The organism is Bacillus sp. EB106-04-02-XG92, from assembly GCF_058791995.1.
On the sequence record NZ_JBYTEA010000008.1, the window covers coordinates 113,525 to 128,277 of the forward strand.

The following is a 14,753-nucleotide window of genomic DNA, read 5'->3' on the forward strand; positions in this document are numbered from 1 at the left end:
TATCGTTTCAAATTATTGCTCCTACCCATAAACTTTTACTTACGGATTAATTTTATTTCGTATCATTTTCATGAAATAAATGTAATTTAATATTTGGAACTTGCTCTTTTTCAATACTGCTATTATAAGCAACAGGAATTTGAAACTCGAATTGCTTTGTCTCGTGTTTTTGTAAATAGACTGGTTTCGGTACTGGATAACTTTTTGAATTCTCATTTGTATTATCATATAAAACAACTTTTAATGCTTGTGAATGATTACGATAATTTTTTAAAGTAACAATGCACTTTCGTTCGGTATGCTCTCCATTTTTCTCCATTCTACACTGGCTATCATCTTTTTTATATTCTATTGCTTCTACCCCTGTTTTTCCTGCGTAGTACCATGTTTTATTCAATGTCTGGAGTATGTTATTTAAAATAAACGGCATCATTAAAATCAAAATACTAATGCCTACTACTTTTATCTTATTCATTTTTCTAAATGTATTAGATTCCTTTTTCCCTAGCCATTTTACAAATAATATAAATGCGATTACATGTAGTACGAAAGAAACAATCAATATATTTGAAACTTTATAATTCATATAAATATACGTATGTATCGGAACCTTATAAAGATTAAATAGCTTTTCCCCTATTAATTCATTATCATTTGGAATTTTTAATAATAACAAAACCCCTATGCTGTAAAAAATAGCTACTAATCGATCATACTCAATTCGGACCATTCTTTCTCCCCTTCCCTTTGCTTTTTTATTATCGATTTTAGCTATTATTACTATACTATACAATCTTTTTATAGAGGATAACGTAAAAAAGTTCCTTATAAATATATAAAGAACCTTATTAATATACAATATGAATTAAAAAATCAATCTGCAATTTTCACATAGAGATTTCCTCAAAATATGTTGGATTATGTATTGTAATTTTTTTATCTAGAATTGTAACAATACTATCATTTTTTAATTGTTTTAATACGCTACTAACCGTCTCTCGAGACGTACCAGATATTTTCGATATTTCAATTGTTGTAAGTGGGCAGGAAATTACAATCGTTTCGCCACTCTGTTCTCCTAAATCCTGCATTAAATAATTTAATGTTTGAATGACCCGATCTTGTGCATTAGGAATTGTAATATTTTGTACTCGATTTTCGTTTAGCTTTAATATCGATGATAATTGCTGAACAACATACATTAATTGTGTCCTACTAGATTTCACCATATCTTCGAAAATTACTGTCGGAATATAATAGACCTCTACATCTGTCATCGCTTCTGCTGTATAGTTATATCCTCTGTCTGTAAACATACCACCATAAGGAAAAATAGAATACCTCTTTACATAGTCATCATATAATAAATTCCCGCTTTGATTTACCCGCTCTAACTTTACAAATCCATCTAACATGAAGTAAATTCTTTCTCTTGAATCCCCTTCTAAAAATAAAAATTGACCCTTTTTATAAGTTCGCCAATAGACAAACTCCGTCAAACCTTTCAATTTCTTTTCTGTTAAATGAGCAAATAATTCAAACTGCTTTAAATCTTTAACTACGTTGCGTCTATTCATAAAATTCCCTCTCTCTTGCTGTATGTTGGATCAAAAAATCAAGAAAGCGTATTCAAGTTGAATTTTATCACATTTAACTTATATATTCGGATTTCATCATGAAAACTTTATGAACAATGAGTACAAAAAATATTAATAAATAAAAAGAATGAAGTTACTAACTTCATTCTTTTTACTAATAAGTAGCGTACATAATTATTTAAACATACATGCATACATTCTGTTTTGAAATAATAGTACCAGCTTTTTCTTCTAATGCTTCATATACTTTTTCTAAAGACGTAATAATTGTTTTTCGTTTTGGATTTGTATTAACAAAATTAATAGCAGCTTCAATTTTTGGAAGCATACTTCCCGCAGCAAATTGCTGTTCCTCAATATATTCTTCTAATTTATTCACTGTGATATGTTCTAATTTTTTTTGATTCGGTTGATTATAATTTACATATACATGATCAACTGCAGTTAAAATTACGAGCGTATCTGCATCTACTAATTCGGCTAATTTTTGCGCAGCGAAATCTTTATCGATAACCGCTTCAGTTCCTTTTAACCCTTCTTCAGAATCAATTACTGGAATTCCACCACCGCCAACAGCTATCACTATATTCCCATCTTCAACCAAAGAATTAATCACTTTATGTTCATGAATACTTACAGGCTTCGGTGATGGAACAACACGTCTCCACCCTCTACCAGCATCTTCTTTAAACACTGCTTTTGTTTCTTCCATTAATCTTCTAGCTTCTTCTTCTGTGTAAAAAGGGCCAATCGGTTTAGTTGGATTTTTAAATGCCTCATCTTTTTTATCCACAACAACGCGTGTTATAACCGTTGCCACGTCTTTTTTTATATTCCGTTTTTTCAATGCCTTTTCAATTGCATTTTCCATCCAATATCCAATCATCCCTTGGCTCATTGCTCCACAAGTATCTAATGGCATTGCAGGTGTCTTTTCCGTTTCTGCAGCTTTTTGCTGTAATAAAATATTCCCCACTTGTGGGCCATTCCCATGCGCAATTACTATATCTACATCATTTTCCATTATTTTCACAAGTTGTTCTGCTGTTTTTTCCAATGCTTCTTGCTGCGCTCCCGCAGTAGCTTTTCCAGACTGTATCGCATTTCCTCCTAGTGCAACTACAATTTTTCTTCGTGCCATATTTCAGCCCTCCAGTTGATTTCGCTTTCACAGCGCTTTATAAAGTAATACTGCCTGTAATTAATCCATAAATCGCAAAGAATGCTAAAGCACCAATTGCTACCGATGATGCTAATTCCACTCGAGTAAATATTTGCTTCGAACTCTTTTGCTTTTGAACATTGTAAAAAATAAAAATACCTGGCGCATATAAAGTCATTGTTAATAATAAATACTCTAAACCAGCTGCATAAACTAACCAAACGCCATAAATACTTGCTATCAGGCCAATTACTATATTTTTATTTCGATCTACTTCCTCAGACTTTAAGCTATGCTTCAGTTGATAAAATGCTGAAAAAGCATATGGAATTAAAATAGCTGAAGATGCTAAAGAGAATGCAAAATTATACGCCTGATCAGAAACGACGAATGTTAACAAGAACATTTGAATTAAACCATTTGTTATCCATAATGAATTTACTGGAGCCTTATTTTTATTTTCTTTTGCGAACCATTTTGGAAATACTCCATCTTTAGCCGCTAAATATGGAATTTCAGAAGCGAGCAAAGTCCAACCTAACCAAGCACCTAATACAGAGATGACTAAACCTAAGTTAATAAAGATAGCACCCCATTTTCCAACAACACTTTCAAATAAATAAGCCATAGCCGGATTTTTCAAACCAGCAATATCTGCTTGCTGCATAAGTCCAAGAGACAATAATGTGATTAAAATGTAAATGATGAGTGTACCAATTAAGCCAATAACCGTTGCTTTCCCTACATCACTTCTATTTTTTGCTCGACTAGATAAAACAACAGCACCTTCTACCCCAATAAATACCCATAAAGTTACAAGCATCGTACTTTTAACTTGGCTGCCAACTGCTCCCCATGAAAAAGAACTAGTTTGCCCCCAAAATCCATCTAGGAACGTATCAATATGAAACGCGAAGATTCCTATGACAATAAATACAAATACAGGTACTAATTTTGCGATTGTAGTTACTAAATTCACAAGTGCTGCTGATTGAACTCCGCGTAAAATTAACATGTGAACACACCATAATAATACGCTTGCCCCAATAATGGACGCTACATTTTGCCCGCCTTCAAAGATTGGAAAGAAATATCCTAATGAAGAAAACAATAATGTGCCGTAAGCTACATTCCCAAGCCAAGCAGATAGCCAGTACCCCCACGCACTATTAAACCCCATAAAATTACCAAACCCTGCTTTTGCATAGCTAAAAATACCACCATCTAAATCTGGCCGTTTTACAGTTAGATTTTGAAAAGATAATCCAAGTGCAATCATCCCAATTCCTGTTATAACCCAGCCAATAATAATGGCTCCAGCACCAGCACCTTTTGCCATATCACTCGCTAAATTAAAGGCTCCACCGCCAATCATAGACCCTACTACAAGAGCCGTTAATGTAAACAATCCTAGTTTCTTATCTTCACCCATTCCACTCACCTCTCTTTAATTGCAATAACAATACAAAAGCAATAGTGAATGATAGTGTCTAAAGGAGGAGAAAGAAGAAAGGAAGACTCCCTTTCTTCTTTACTCCATGTTTCCTAAAGTAGCTGCCATAACCGCTTTAATTGTATGCATTCTATTTTCAGCTTGATCAAATACTTTTGAATGTTTACTGCGGAATACTTCGTCAGTTACCTCCATTTCTTTCAACCCATATTTCTCATAAACTTCTTCGCCATACATCGTTTCGACATCATGAAATGCAGGTAAACAATGTAAGAAAATCACGTTTTTATTCCCTGTTTTTTTAATCATTTTCATATTTACTTGATAAGGTTTCAATAACTCAACACGCTCAGCAAATTTTTCTTCTTCCCCCATAGACACCCATACATCTGTATAAATTACATCTGCATTCGCAACAGCTTCTTCCACATCACTTGTTATCATTACCTGTTCATTATATTTTTTTGCTAAATCAATTACCTCTTGTGCAGGCCATAATGATTCCGGTGTACAAATACGTACATCCATTCCAACGATTGCTCCACCCACTAGTAAACTATTAGCAACATTATTTCGTCCATCTCCAACATAGACAAGCTTCACATTTTTTAATTTCCCTACATGTTCTCTAATTGTTAATAAATCTGCTAGTGTTTGTGTTGGATGCCACATGTCTGTTAATCCATTCCAAACCGGCACACCAGAATTTTGTGCTAAAGATTCTACAGTTTCATGATTAAATCCACGAAACTCAATTCCGTCAAACATACGCCCTAACACTTTTGCTGTATCCTCTACGGATTCTTTTTTCCCAAGCTGAATATCACCTTTCCCTAAATATTCAGGGTTCGCACCTAAATCTGTACACGCTACTGTAAATGCACAACGCGTACGAGTAGAAGTTTTTTCAAATAACAGCGCTACATTTTTACCTTCTAAATAATGATGCGGGATACCATTTTTCTTTTTCTCTTTTAATTCTGCTGCTAAATCTAGAAAATATAACAATTCTTCTTGTGTAAAATCTTTTTCTGCTAGAAAGCTTCTTCCTTTTAGATTTGGTCTAGTCATTAACATACTTCATCCCTACTTTCTCCGTTATTTATACTAAATATCTTCACGAACAATTGGCATACTCATGCAACGTGGACCCCCACGACCACGAGATAATTCCGAACTTAGTACCTCAATCACTTCTATTCCGTGTTCCCGTAGTAACGTATTAGATACATAGTTGCGATCATATGTAACAACTACACCTGGCGCGATTGCTAATGTATTCGAGCCATCATTCCATTGTTCACGAGCAGAAGCAATTACATCTCCTCCTCCACATGGAATAAGAACTAATTCACTTAAGCCTAGTACTTCTTTTAATGCTTCCATTAAAGAAGTACTATGTGTAATTTTGAGGGTTTCCTCATCTGGTCCTTTTTCTAAAATATAAATATTCATATTCCCTTTTGGCCCTTGAATAGCTGGATGAATTGTAAACTTGTCATAATCAACCATTGTAAATACTGTATCTAAATGCATAAATGCCCGGCATTTTGGAATTTCTATTGCTAATACTTTCTTAATTTTATTTTGTCGACTAAAGAGATTTTTAGCTAAACGTTCAATTGCTTTAGCTGAAGTACGAGCAGATACTCCAATCGCAATTGTTTCTTCATTTAAAATTAGCTCGTCGCCACCTTCAATTGGAAACTTATAATCACGATCTAGCCAAATTGGCACATTGTGACTTGAAAATCTTGGATGATATTTAATAATGTACTCCATGAATAATGATTCACGTCTACGCGCCGGCTCTCTCATCTTATTTATCGTTAAGCCATCGCCCACGCTAGCTGCTGGATCACGAGTAAAATATAAATTAGGCATAGGATCTAAGTAAAACGGATAATGATCTTCCATTAATTCGTATAAATGTGTCTTCTTACTTGTTTCAATTTCGTTTTTACGTACACCACCCATAATTTTCTGAATTAATTCTTCATTTGAAAAGGAAAGTAAATATTCTTTTAAAGTTTGATGTGCAACATTTACGTCAGCTTGTCCTTCTTTTAAAATACGATCAACAAATTCTTCTCGAAGTTTTTTATCTACTAGCGCCTCAGCAGCTAATTTTTCTAAATAAAGAACTTCAACACCCCGATTACGTAACGTTTGTGCAAAATAATCATGCTCTTTTTGAATAATTGGTAAGTATGGAATATCGTCAAATAATAATTGCTGCAAATAATCTGGTGTTAAGTTTTCCACTTCTTTACCAGGTCGTTTTAATAAAACCGTTTGTAATTCCCCAATTTCTGAAGTAACATGTATCGGATGCTTCATTTGTTGTACCTCCTTTTAAATATGTTTGATGTCTTACAAGTACATAATAAATGCTACGCGCTTTCACTCTTGTGAAATCATCCACATTATAATTGTGAAATATTAAACAAGTTATTTTTTTAAAATCATATTAATTTGTATTTTTATAACACTCTATCCCGATTCTTTAATGAAAAATACATATATTACGCATATATGTTGAATATTTGACTTCCGTATTTACACAAAAATCCTGTTTTTAATAAAAATTAAAAACAGGATTTTGCATCTAAATAATTAAATTTAGCCTTTCTTCTAAAATCTCCCTATCTGATTTCGACTGAGAAATTATAAGGCATGTATCATTTCCACATATACATCCTATTTTTTCTTTCCAATCTAACTCATCAAATAAAACACCAATAACATGTGCATTTCCAGGTAATGTTTTAATAACCATTAATTGATCTACACAATCAATTTTCACAACAACCTCTCGTAATTTTTTCTTTAACTTTATATCAGTTTGTAAATGCTCTTCTGAGAAAATTTTATATATCATCAATCCTTCTTGAGAAGGTACCTTCGTTAAGTTTAACTCACGAATATCCCGAGAAACCGTAGCTTGTGTTACTAATACATCTTTTTTTGCTAACAATTCTACTAATCTTTCTTGCTTCTCTATTTCATACTCTTTTACAAATTGTTTAATTAATCGTTGTCTTTTTTCTTTTTTCATAAAAGACACCCCTTTTAATATTATAGCTCGCTATAATTTTCATCCGAAAGGGACATAAAAGAATGTTGCGGAAACGTTCATAGTTTATATCATTTAAGTATAGATATTAAATCTAGCTAAAAAAAGAGAAGAACAGCATTCTGTTCTTCCTTTTCACATTGAAAACCGTTCAATTGTTTGTTTCAAGTCTGTTGCTTGTTTCTCTAAATCCTTTAATAATTGATCGATTGCTATCATATTTTTAGATTGTTGCAACGTCACACGTGCTACTTCTTGTGAACCAGCTGACGTTTCTTCAGCAATTGCTGCTACGGCCTTTGTTTGTGCTCCTGTTTGATGAATGTGGCTCACTTGTTCATTCATATAACCACTAATTTGCTTCGTTGCATCCGCTACTTCCATAACACTTGATGACATTTCTTTTAAAATTAATTCCGTAGCTTCCCCACGTTTCGCCTCTTCTTTAGCTATTTTCACTTGTTCTGTCATTTTCATTGCAACTTGTTGCACTTCCTCTTGCATATTCCGTAATAACTGCGATATGTTTCTTGCAGAATGATCGCTTTCATCAGCAAGTTTCCGTACTTCTTCCGCAACAACCGCAAAGCCTCTTCCATGCTCTCCTGCACGAGCAGCCTCAATAGAAGCGTTTAGTGCTAATAAATTCGTTTGGCTAGCAATCTCACTCACAACAGATACAATGTGTTCTACTTGTTTCATTCTTTCCTCTAACTTCTGTACATTTTGCATTGAATCTTCATTTTCTTTCGCCAATGTTTGAATACCTTGAATTAAAGACGTAAAGACACGAGTACTATGCCCTAAAGCTTGAACCATTTCTGAAGACAACTCATCAGACTGTTTCGCTTTCTCTTCTACTTCACTTGCAATAGAAGTTGTTGTATCAACAGCAGAAACAATCGCTTGAATTGATGCCGCTGATTGCTCAGCGCCAGAAGAAATCTCTGCAAGTGTTTCAGAAACACCTTGTGCTTGTTTCGTTGCTTCGCCTGTTTGTTTTCTAATTTGCTGTACTTGATTGTTTGTATACGAAAATGTTGTATCAATATTTTTTACCATGCCCCTTAAGTTCCCTAGCATCATATTAAATGCAACACTTAAAGATTTAATTTCATCATCAGTCTGCGGTAACGGAACATCTTCACGAATGTCTCCTTCAGCCGCTTTTCTCGCCGCCTCCTCCAACTTTCGAAGCGGTTTAATTAAAAATACGGCTGCTCCATATGCTAAAATTCCAGACCATACTACCCCTAATAGCATAACGATAATATTATATGCAGTTTGACTTACATAACTTTGAAAATAATCGTATATCACATAAATAAAAAATATACTTGTTGAATATGTAATTAAAGCTAAAACTGTAGTGAATAGCATAAGTTGTGTACGTAAGCCAAAGGAAAATGCCTTCCTTTCTTTTTCCATCTCTTCTTTCCCCCTTTTTATAAGTAATATAAGTACTACCTATATATTATTATCCATATTTTCATTATAGAAGGATATAGGGATTTCAAAAAATTATTATTTCCTTGAATATCAAATCCGCGAAAAAAATAAAGGATTCTGACAATTTGTGACTAATAACAGAAATAAGGGGCAACATTTGTAAAATATATTTTTGACTGGGGGTTTTGTATGATTCAAGTTCGAAATCTAGTAAAATCATTTGGCTCACTTGATGTTTTAAAAGGAATTGATTTAGAAGTACAAGAAAAAGAAGTTGTTGTTTTAATTGGTGCCAGTGGTTCCGGTAAGAGTACATTACTTCGCTGTCTTAACTTTTTAGAAATGTACGATGAAGGTGAAATTCACTTACAAGGGGAACGAATTGATCCAAAGCATTCAAATTTAAACAAAGTCCGTGAAAACGTCGGTATGGTTTTTCAGCATTTTAACCTCTTTCCCCATATGACCTCACTAGAAAACATCATAGAAGCACCTATTCATGTAAAAAAATTAGAAGCAGCAAATGCAAAGGAAATCGGAAATCAGCTTCTGCAAAAAGTCGGCTTACAAGATAAAGCAGATGTAACGCCCCACCTCCTGTCAGGTGGTCAAAAACAGCGCATCGCCATTGCACGAGCTCTTGCTATGAATCCTAAAATTATGCTATTTGATGAACCTACCTCAGCCTTAGACCCTGAACTTGTTGGAGAAGTACTGCAAGTTATGAAAGAACTTGCTGAAGAAGGAATGACCATGGTTATTGTTACTCATGAAATGAATTTCGCAAGAGATGTAGCTGATCGCGTCATTTTTATGGATGACGGAAAAATTGTAGAAGACGCTCCGCCAGCACAATTCTTTTCAGCTCCATCCCACGAACGAGCAAAACAATTTTTACGCAACGTTTTATAGTGTAACTTCTGTTTCAAACGAAAAGAAATACATTCATACGGTGCACAACTAATCATCTAAATACAATATTTCAATAACATACTTAAAGCCATCCGTATGATCAATATATAGGAGGGGTTTTATGAAAAGAAAACTATTAACCATTGTTGCGAGTATTACATTATGTACATCTTTCATACTAGGAGCCTGTAGTAAGGAAAGCTCTACTACTTCTTCAAATGGGGAAAAAGAATTTCGTTATGCGATGAGTGGCTTATATAAACCTTTTAACTATAAAGAAAACGACGGAAAACTTGCCGGTTTTGATGTAGAAATAGGTGAGGCACTTGCGAAAAAAATGAATATGAAACCTACTCCTATTACAAATCCGTGGGAAACACTAATCCAAGGTCTCAAAGCGAAAAAGTATGATGCAATACTCGGCAGTATGGCAATTACAGAAGAACGATTAAAAGCTGTTAATTTCTCAAATCCTTATTATCGTTCTGGCGCCCAAATTTTTGTGGCTAAAAAGAATACATCTATCTCTTCTCCAGAAGATTTGAAAGGTAAGAAAATTGGTGTTGTAAAAGCTAGTACCTTTAAAGACCTTGTTGCAAAACATACAGATCAAATTACAGAATATGATAGCGATATTACTGCACTTATGGACTTAGAGCCTGGACGTATTGACGCAGTAATCACAGATCAAATGGTTGGTTTACGTATGATCAAAGAAGGTAAATCAAATATAAAAGAAGCTGGCAAACCATTAAACCTTGATGAAATGGGAATTGCTATTCGTAAAGATGATAAAGAAATGGCTGAGAAAGTAAATAAAGCTTTAGATGAAATTATTAAAGATGGTACGTATGAAAAGATCAGTAAAAAATGGTTTGGACGTAACATTCTTGGTGAAGAGGAAAAAACGAAGTAAATTAGCTATTCAAATGTTTCATAAATTATGCCCCACTTTTTATCTCGCTATTTCTGGGCAGTAAAACTCCCAAGTAGTCCGAGCTAATAATCAGTGGGGCATTTCATTCCTTACCAAAATCCATACAATATGAGGTGACACATATGTTTGAAATTTTTATGTCTACTTATCCCACACTCTTAAAGGCTACTATTATCACATTACAACTAACACTAACATCCCTATTACTCGGTTCACTAATTGGATTACTATTCGCTTTTTTTCGCATCTCTAACAATAAAGTTTTGAATAGTATTGCACATGTATACATCGCCATTATTCGTGGTACACCTTTAATTGTTCAAATTGCCATTCTCTATTTTGGGATTACATCCGTTGTCGTTTTTACTCCCTTTTGGGCAGGCGCAATTGCTTTAGCAATCCATAACGGTGCATACATTACTGAAATTTTCCGCGGATCCATCCAATCTATCGACCGTGGACAATTGGAAGCTGCTCGCTCCCTAGGTATGCCGTACCCTTTAGCAATGCGCCGTATTGTATTACCGCAAGCATTTCGTCAATCTCTTCCTCCTTTAGGAAATCAATTTATTATTGGATTAAAGGACTCTTCCCTCGTTGCATATGTAGGGTTATCCGAATTATGGGGATCAGGTTTATCAATTGCTGCAAGTAATTTCCAACAATTGGAAACCTACATGATCGTTGGTTTATATTATCTCGTGCTCGTTCTCCTATTTACTTACTTTGTTAATCTTTTAGAAAAACGTCTACAGCGAAAAGAAACTAACTCCGTCCAAGTCCATACAAAGAACAAAAAGGAAGTTTCTTTATAAGAAAAAGCAAGCCTGAGATGGCTTGCTTTTTCACTGCAACATATATCTATTTTTACTGATTTATTTTTTTAATACTCTCTTCTTCCTCTATATGTTCCTCACGATATGAAATATTATGAGGATCTAGTCCATTTCCTAAAGAACCATAGAAATGCTCTCTATGCGGATCTACTAATTCACTTCCTTGATAATACACACGCGGTGTATTCCATAGTGCTGCCAAAGCTTTTGTCATTGGCATCTCATGATAGCGTTCCGGCCACATTTCTTTAATTTTCTCTTTTACTAACGGATAGTATTTAGAACTCATAGCAGGGAACAGATGGTGTTCTGTATGATATGAGAAATTGAAATGTAAAACGTCTACCCAACGCGGCACTGTTACTGACAAACAGTTTGCTAACGGATCATTTACTGGAACAATTGGATTTAAGCGGTGATTTGTTGCGATATATGCCATTACAATAAAGTTAGCAATTAACAACGGAATCACATATGCAAATAACCATTTTCCAGGTCCCATAATAAACAATAAACTAATCCAAACTGTCCAAGGCAAAAGAAGTTGAAGCCATACAGATTTTTGATTGGATGACTTAAATTCTTTTATAAAATGAAAGAACATTCGAGTCGAATGCAATGTAAATTGAATGGTTAGTGACAGAAAACTAAAGAATGAACGTACATGAAGAGGCATACGATATACCCAGCTCAAAAACTTACTCTTTTTAAGCTTCTCAAGTGTAGGCCATGCATCTGGATCATTCTCTTCATGTTGTGTATGAACGTGATGCGTTGCATTGTGCCACTTTCTCCAAAGTTTAGGTCCTGTTGATAATGGCATAAACGCAATTGCTCCTAAGAAATCTCGAAGCCATGCCTTTCTTACAACAGTTCCATGTAAAATTTCATGCCCTAAAAACCCAAGTGAAGCAAAACATAACCCAAGAACAATCGCAATTCCTAGATTCGCCCACACATTCAATTCAAATACACCAATCGATATTAATCCCGCCAATGCCACAAGCAAATAAGCCAGTCCACCAAATAAACGAGTAGGAACTGGTTTAAATGCTTTTTTCGGCAAATGTGGTGATACACGTGCTGCATACCACCCAAACGTATGAAGCTCCTTCATCCTTTTGCCCCTTTCTTATGCCGCGTCTTGCGCAACTTACATATATCAATTCTTGCTTCCAGATTGATTTTACTAGCTGATTAAAAAGCATCTATGTATAAGGAAAATATACTCACTCTATCGTCACTTATTTTTCGCTTTTATTATCAATGAAAAACATTTCTCTTTTTACTCTCTATCAACCTTTCCACATGATGAATCATATCAATAGAATTTCCATATTGTCAACAACTTTTATGACCTAGTAATAAAAGTTGGTTATATTTTTATAATTATACTTTATTTCACTAAAGAAAAAACATAGATTTTATAAGGTTTCATCCATTATCTATATACATACACTAATATACTATAGACCCTAACTTATTCAAGAATTCTCTGTGTAAACAACAAATAAACTCACCTGAATCTAGCTTTACACAACGCCTATCTCTTCATACCGACAACATTAAATAATTATATTAAAATAATTTAATCCTTCTTTTAATAAAAATAGGCTCTCTCTAAAACAGCACACATGAATTTCATATTTTATGGAAATATTAAAAGGGAAATTGTTCTAAAATCGGGAGGTTTCTATAATGACAAGCGATACATTTCCACAATTCCCATTATCTTATTGGATTGAATCTACTCAAATCCCTGCTTTTCCCCCTTTATCCGAAAATGTAAAGACGAAAGTCACTGTTATCGGTGCTGGTATTACAGGTATTACTACTGCTTATTTACTTGCGAAAGAAGGCATCGATGTTGTTTTAATTGATTCTGGTCTTATTTTAAACGGAACAACTGGGCATACAACAGCAAAGGTAACAGCTCAACATGATCTAATTTATGATGAATTAATAAATCATTTCGGTTTGGAAAAAGCCGGGCTTTACTATGAAGCAAATAATCATGCTCTGCAATTTATTAATGAAACTGTGCAAACATATAACATCGAATGTAATTTCTCAAATGAAGATTCATATTTATATACAACTACTGATAATGGATTAAGAAATTTATCGAAAGAATATGAAGCCTATCAAAAATTAAATATACCTTGTGACTACGTTCAATCTCTATCGATTCCAATTCCCGTACAATCTGCACTTGTCATGAAAAATCAAGCACAATTCCATCCCCTTCTTTATTTGAAAACACTTTTAGAAAAGTTTGTGGAGATGGGCGGAAAAGTTTATGAACAAACTACAGCTATTGATGTAGAAAAGGGGGATTATCCACAAGTCATTACAAAGGAGGGCCATCGCATTACTTGTGAATATATTGTCTCTTGTTCACATTTTCCTTTTTATGATGCGAATAGCTTTTTCTTTACGCGAATGTACGCAGAACGCTCTTATGCTCTTGCTATTAAAGCAAAAATAGATTATCCAGGTGGCATGTATTTAAGTATCGATGATCCAAAACGCTCCTTACGCTACACAACAACCAATGGGGAAAAATTAATTTTAATTGGCGGAGAAAGTCATAAAACAGGACAAGGAATAAACACGATGCTTCATTACGAAGCACTTTATTCTTTTGCGGAAGCAACGTTTGGAATAGATGAAGTTCCTTATAGATGGTCAGCACAAGATTTAATCACGCTAGATAAGCTCCCTTATATCGGACATATTAACGAGAGCAATCCAAATATATTTGTGGCAACTGGATATCGTAAATGGGGAATGACAACTGGAACTGCTGCCGCTCATTTACTGAAGGATTCCATTCTAAAAGTACACAGTCCATATAAAGAACTATATGCACCATCACGCTTCCATGCAAATCCAGATATAAAAACGTTCCTCTCCCAAAACCTTGATGTTGCGAAACATTTAATTGAAGGAAAGATTGAAACTGCACTACGTAAACCAGAAGATCTCGACGTTGGTGAAGGATCTGTCGTGCATGTTAACGGGAAACGAGCAGGTGCTTATAAAGACAAAGATGGAAAATTACATATCGTCGATACAACTTGTACACATCTCGGCTGCGAAGTTGAATGGAATAATGGCGATTGTACTTGGGACTGTCCTTGCCACGGTTCCCGCTTTTCAATTGAGGGAGATGTTATTGAAGGTCCGGCAGATCAACCGTTAAAACGAGTTGATAATGAGTAAACAAATAAAGAAGTTCAACAGAAATCCTGTTGAACTTCTTTATTTGTTATAAAACCTTTTCAGATAAATTTCGACAGGAAGGAGGGAAATATTAACATTAAATAA

At 34.4% G+C, this 14,753-nt stretch carries 12 protein-coding genes and 2 pseudogenes; 4 read left to right on the forward strand and 10 right to left on the reverse strand.

Features of this window, described 5'->3' with window-relative positions; translation table 11 throughout:
* Positions 1–52: 52 nt before the first annotated feature.
* The 9 genes and pseudogenes from AC3WVA_RS20050 to AC3WVA_RS20090 all read right to left on the reverse strand — a co-directional run.
* Complete coding sequence (locus AC3WVA_RS20050) at positions 53–730, reverse strand: hypothetical protein (RefSeq protein WP_048529318.1); 678 nt, start codon at positions 728–730, stop codon at positions 53–55.
* Positions 731–887: 157 nt separating this feature from the next.
* Positions 888–1,577 carry a Crp/Fnr family transcriptional regulator gene (locus tag AC3WVA_RS20055; RefSeq protein ID WP_001081912.1) on the reverse strand — a complete coding sequence of 230 codons (690 nt, stop codon included), beginning with the start codon at positions 1,575–1,577 and terminating at the stop codon, positions 888–890.
* A gap of 199 nt (positions 1,578–1,776) precedes the next feature.
* Positions 1,777–2,739 (reverse strand): carbamate kinase, encoded by a 963-nt coding sequence (arcC, locus tag AC3WVA_RS20060; protein WP_000113962.1) that lies wholly within the window; start codon positions 2,737–2,739, stop codon positions 1,777–1,779.
* Positions 2,740–2,776: 37 nt separating this feature from the next.
* Positions 2,777–4,192: an arginine-ornithine antiporter gene (arcD, locus tag AC3WVA_RS20065; protein WP_000503406.1), complete on the reverse strand. Its 1,416-nt coding sequence runs from the start codon at positions 4,190–4,192 to the stop codon at positions 2,777–2,779.
* 99 nt (positions 4,193–4,291) lie between these two features.
* Positions 4,292–5,290, reverse strand: coding sequence for an ornithine carbamoyltransferase (argF, locus tag AC3WVA_RS20070; protein WP_195756138.1), 999 nt, complete (start codon positions 5,288–5,290; stop codon positions 4,292–4,294).
* Positions 5,291–5,320: 30 nt separating this feature from the next.
* Complete coding sequence (gene arcA, locus AC3WVA_RS20075; protein ID WP_492322117.1) at positions 5,321–6,553, reverse strand: arginine deiminase; 1,233 nt, start codon at positions 6,551–6,553, stop codon at positions 5,321–5,323.
* A 268-nt stretch (positions 6,554–6,821) separates the two neighbouring features.
* The gene (argR, locus tag AC3WVA_RS20080) at positions 6,822–7,271 is read right to left on the reverse strand and encodes an arginine repressor (RefSeq protein WP_000711839.1); all 450 of its coding nucleotides are present in this window, start codon (positions 7,269–7,271) and stop codon (positions 6,822–6,824) included.
* Between the two features lie 153 nt (positions 7,272–7,424).
* Positions 7,425–7,997 (reverse strand): annotated as a pseudogene (locus AC3WVA_RS20085) (methyl-accepting chemotaxis protein); the annotation flags it as partial.
* A 369-nt stretch (positions 7,998–8,366) separates the two neighbouring features.
* Positions 8,367–8,717, reverse strand: a pseudogene (locus AC3WVA_RS20090) (HAMP domain-containing protein); the annotation flags it as partial.
* 210 nt (positions 8,718–8,927) lie between these two features.
* Here AC3WVA_RS20090 and AC3WVA_RS20095 point away from each other — a divergent pair.
* The 3 genes from AC3WVA_RS20095 to AC3WVA_RS20105 all read left to right on the forward strand — a co-directional run bounded on the left by AC3WVA_RS20095 (position 8,928) and on the right by AC3WVA_RS20105 (position 11,402).
* Positions 8,928–9,650 carry an amino acid ABC transporter ATP-binding protein gene (locus tag AC3WVA_RS20095; protein WP_000616944.1) on the forward strand — a complete coding sequence of 241 codons (723 nt, stop codon included), beginning with the start codon at positions 8,928–8,930 and terminating at the stop codon, positions 9,648–9,650.
* Between the two features lie 121 nt (positions 9,651–9,771).
* Complete coding sequence (locus AC3WVA_RS20100; RefSeq protein ID WP_000823747.1) at positions 9,772–10,566, forward strand: ABC transporter substrate-binding protein; 795 nt, start codon at positions 9,772–9,774, stop codon at positions 10,564–10,566.
* 143 nt (positions 10,567–10,709) lie between these two features.
* Positions 10,710–11,402: an amino acid ABC transporter permease gene (locus tag AC3WVA_RS20105; protein ID WP_000461602.1), complete on the forward strand. Its 693-nt coding sequence runs from the start codon at positions 10,710–10,712 to the stop codon at positions 11,400–11,402.
* Positions 11,403–11,454: 52 nt separating this feature from the next.
* Here AC3WVA_RS20105 and desB read toward each other — a convergent pair whose 3' ends face one another.
* Positions 11,455–12,540, reverse strand: a complete 1,086-nt coding sequence (gene desB / locus AC3WVA_RS20110) for a Delta(10) desaturase DesB (RefSeq protein ID WP_000661224.1) — start codon at positions 12,538–12,540, stop codon at positions 11,455–11,457.
* 581 nt (positions 12,541–13,121) lie between these two features.
* Between desB and AC3WVA_RS20115 the strand changes: the two genes are divergently transcribed.
* Positions 13,122–14,648 carry an FAD-dependent oxidoreductase gene (locus tag AC3WVA_RS20115; RefSeq protein ID WP_492322118.1) on the forward strand — a complete coding sequence of 509 codons (1,527 nt, stop codon included), beginning with the start codon at positions 13,122–13,124 and terminating at the stop codon, positions 14,646–14,648.
* The last annotated feature ends 105 nt before the right edge of the window (positions 14,649–14,753 follow it).

Bases quoted from the DNA above. Each gene is read 5' to 3' on its own strand.
- arcC (WP_000113962.1), bottom strand. From the start codon at position 2,739: ATGGCACGAAGAAAAATTGTAGTTGCACTAGGAGGAAATGCGATACAG.
- arcA (WP_492322117.1), bottom strand. From the start codon at position 6,553: ATGAAGCATCCGATACATGTTACTTCAGAAATTGGGGAATTACAAACG.
- AC3WVA_RS20115 (WP_492322118.1), top strand. From the start codon at position 13,122: ATGACAAGCGATACATTTCCACAATTCCCATTATCTTATTGGATTGAA.
- AC3WVA_RS20055 (WP_001081912.1), bottom strand. From the start codon at position 1,577: ATGAATAGACGCAACGTAGTTAAAGATTTAAAGCAGTTTGAATTATTT.
- argR (WP_000711839.1), bottom strand. From the start codon at position 7,271: ATGAAAAAAGAAAAAAGACAACGATTAATTAAACAATTTGTAAAAGAG.
- argF (WP_195756138.1), bottom strand. From the start codon at position 5,290: ATGTTAATGACTAGACCAAATCTAAAAGGAAGAAGCTTTCTAGCAGAA.
- desB (WP_000661224.1), bottom strand. From the start codon at position 12,540: ATGAAGGAGCTTCATACGTTTGGGTGGTATGCAGCACGTGTATCACCA.
- AC3WVA_RS20100 (WP_000823747.1), top strand. From the start codon at position 9,772: ATGAAAAGAAAACTATTAACCATTGTTGCGAGTATTACATTATGTACA.
- arcD (WP_000503406.1), bottom strand. From the start codon at position 4,192: ATGGGTGAAGATAAGAAACTAGGATTGTTTACATTAACGGCTCTTGTA.
- AC3WVA_RS20095 (WP_000616944.1), top strand. From the start codon at position 8,928: ATGATTCAAGTTCGAAATCTAGTAAAATCATTTGGCTCACTTGATGTT.
- AC3WVA_RS20050 (WP_048529318.1), bottom strand. From the start codon at position 730: ATGGTCCGAATTGAGTATGATCGATTAGTAGCTATTTTTTACAGCATA.
- AC3WVA_RS20105 (WP_000461602.1), top strand. From the start codon at position 10,710: ATGTTTGAAATTTTTATGTCTACTTATCCCACACTCTTAAAGGCTACT.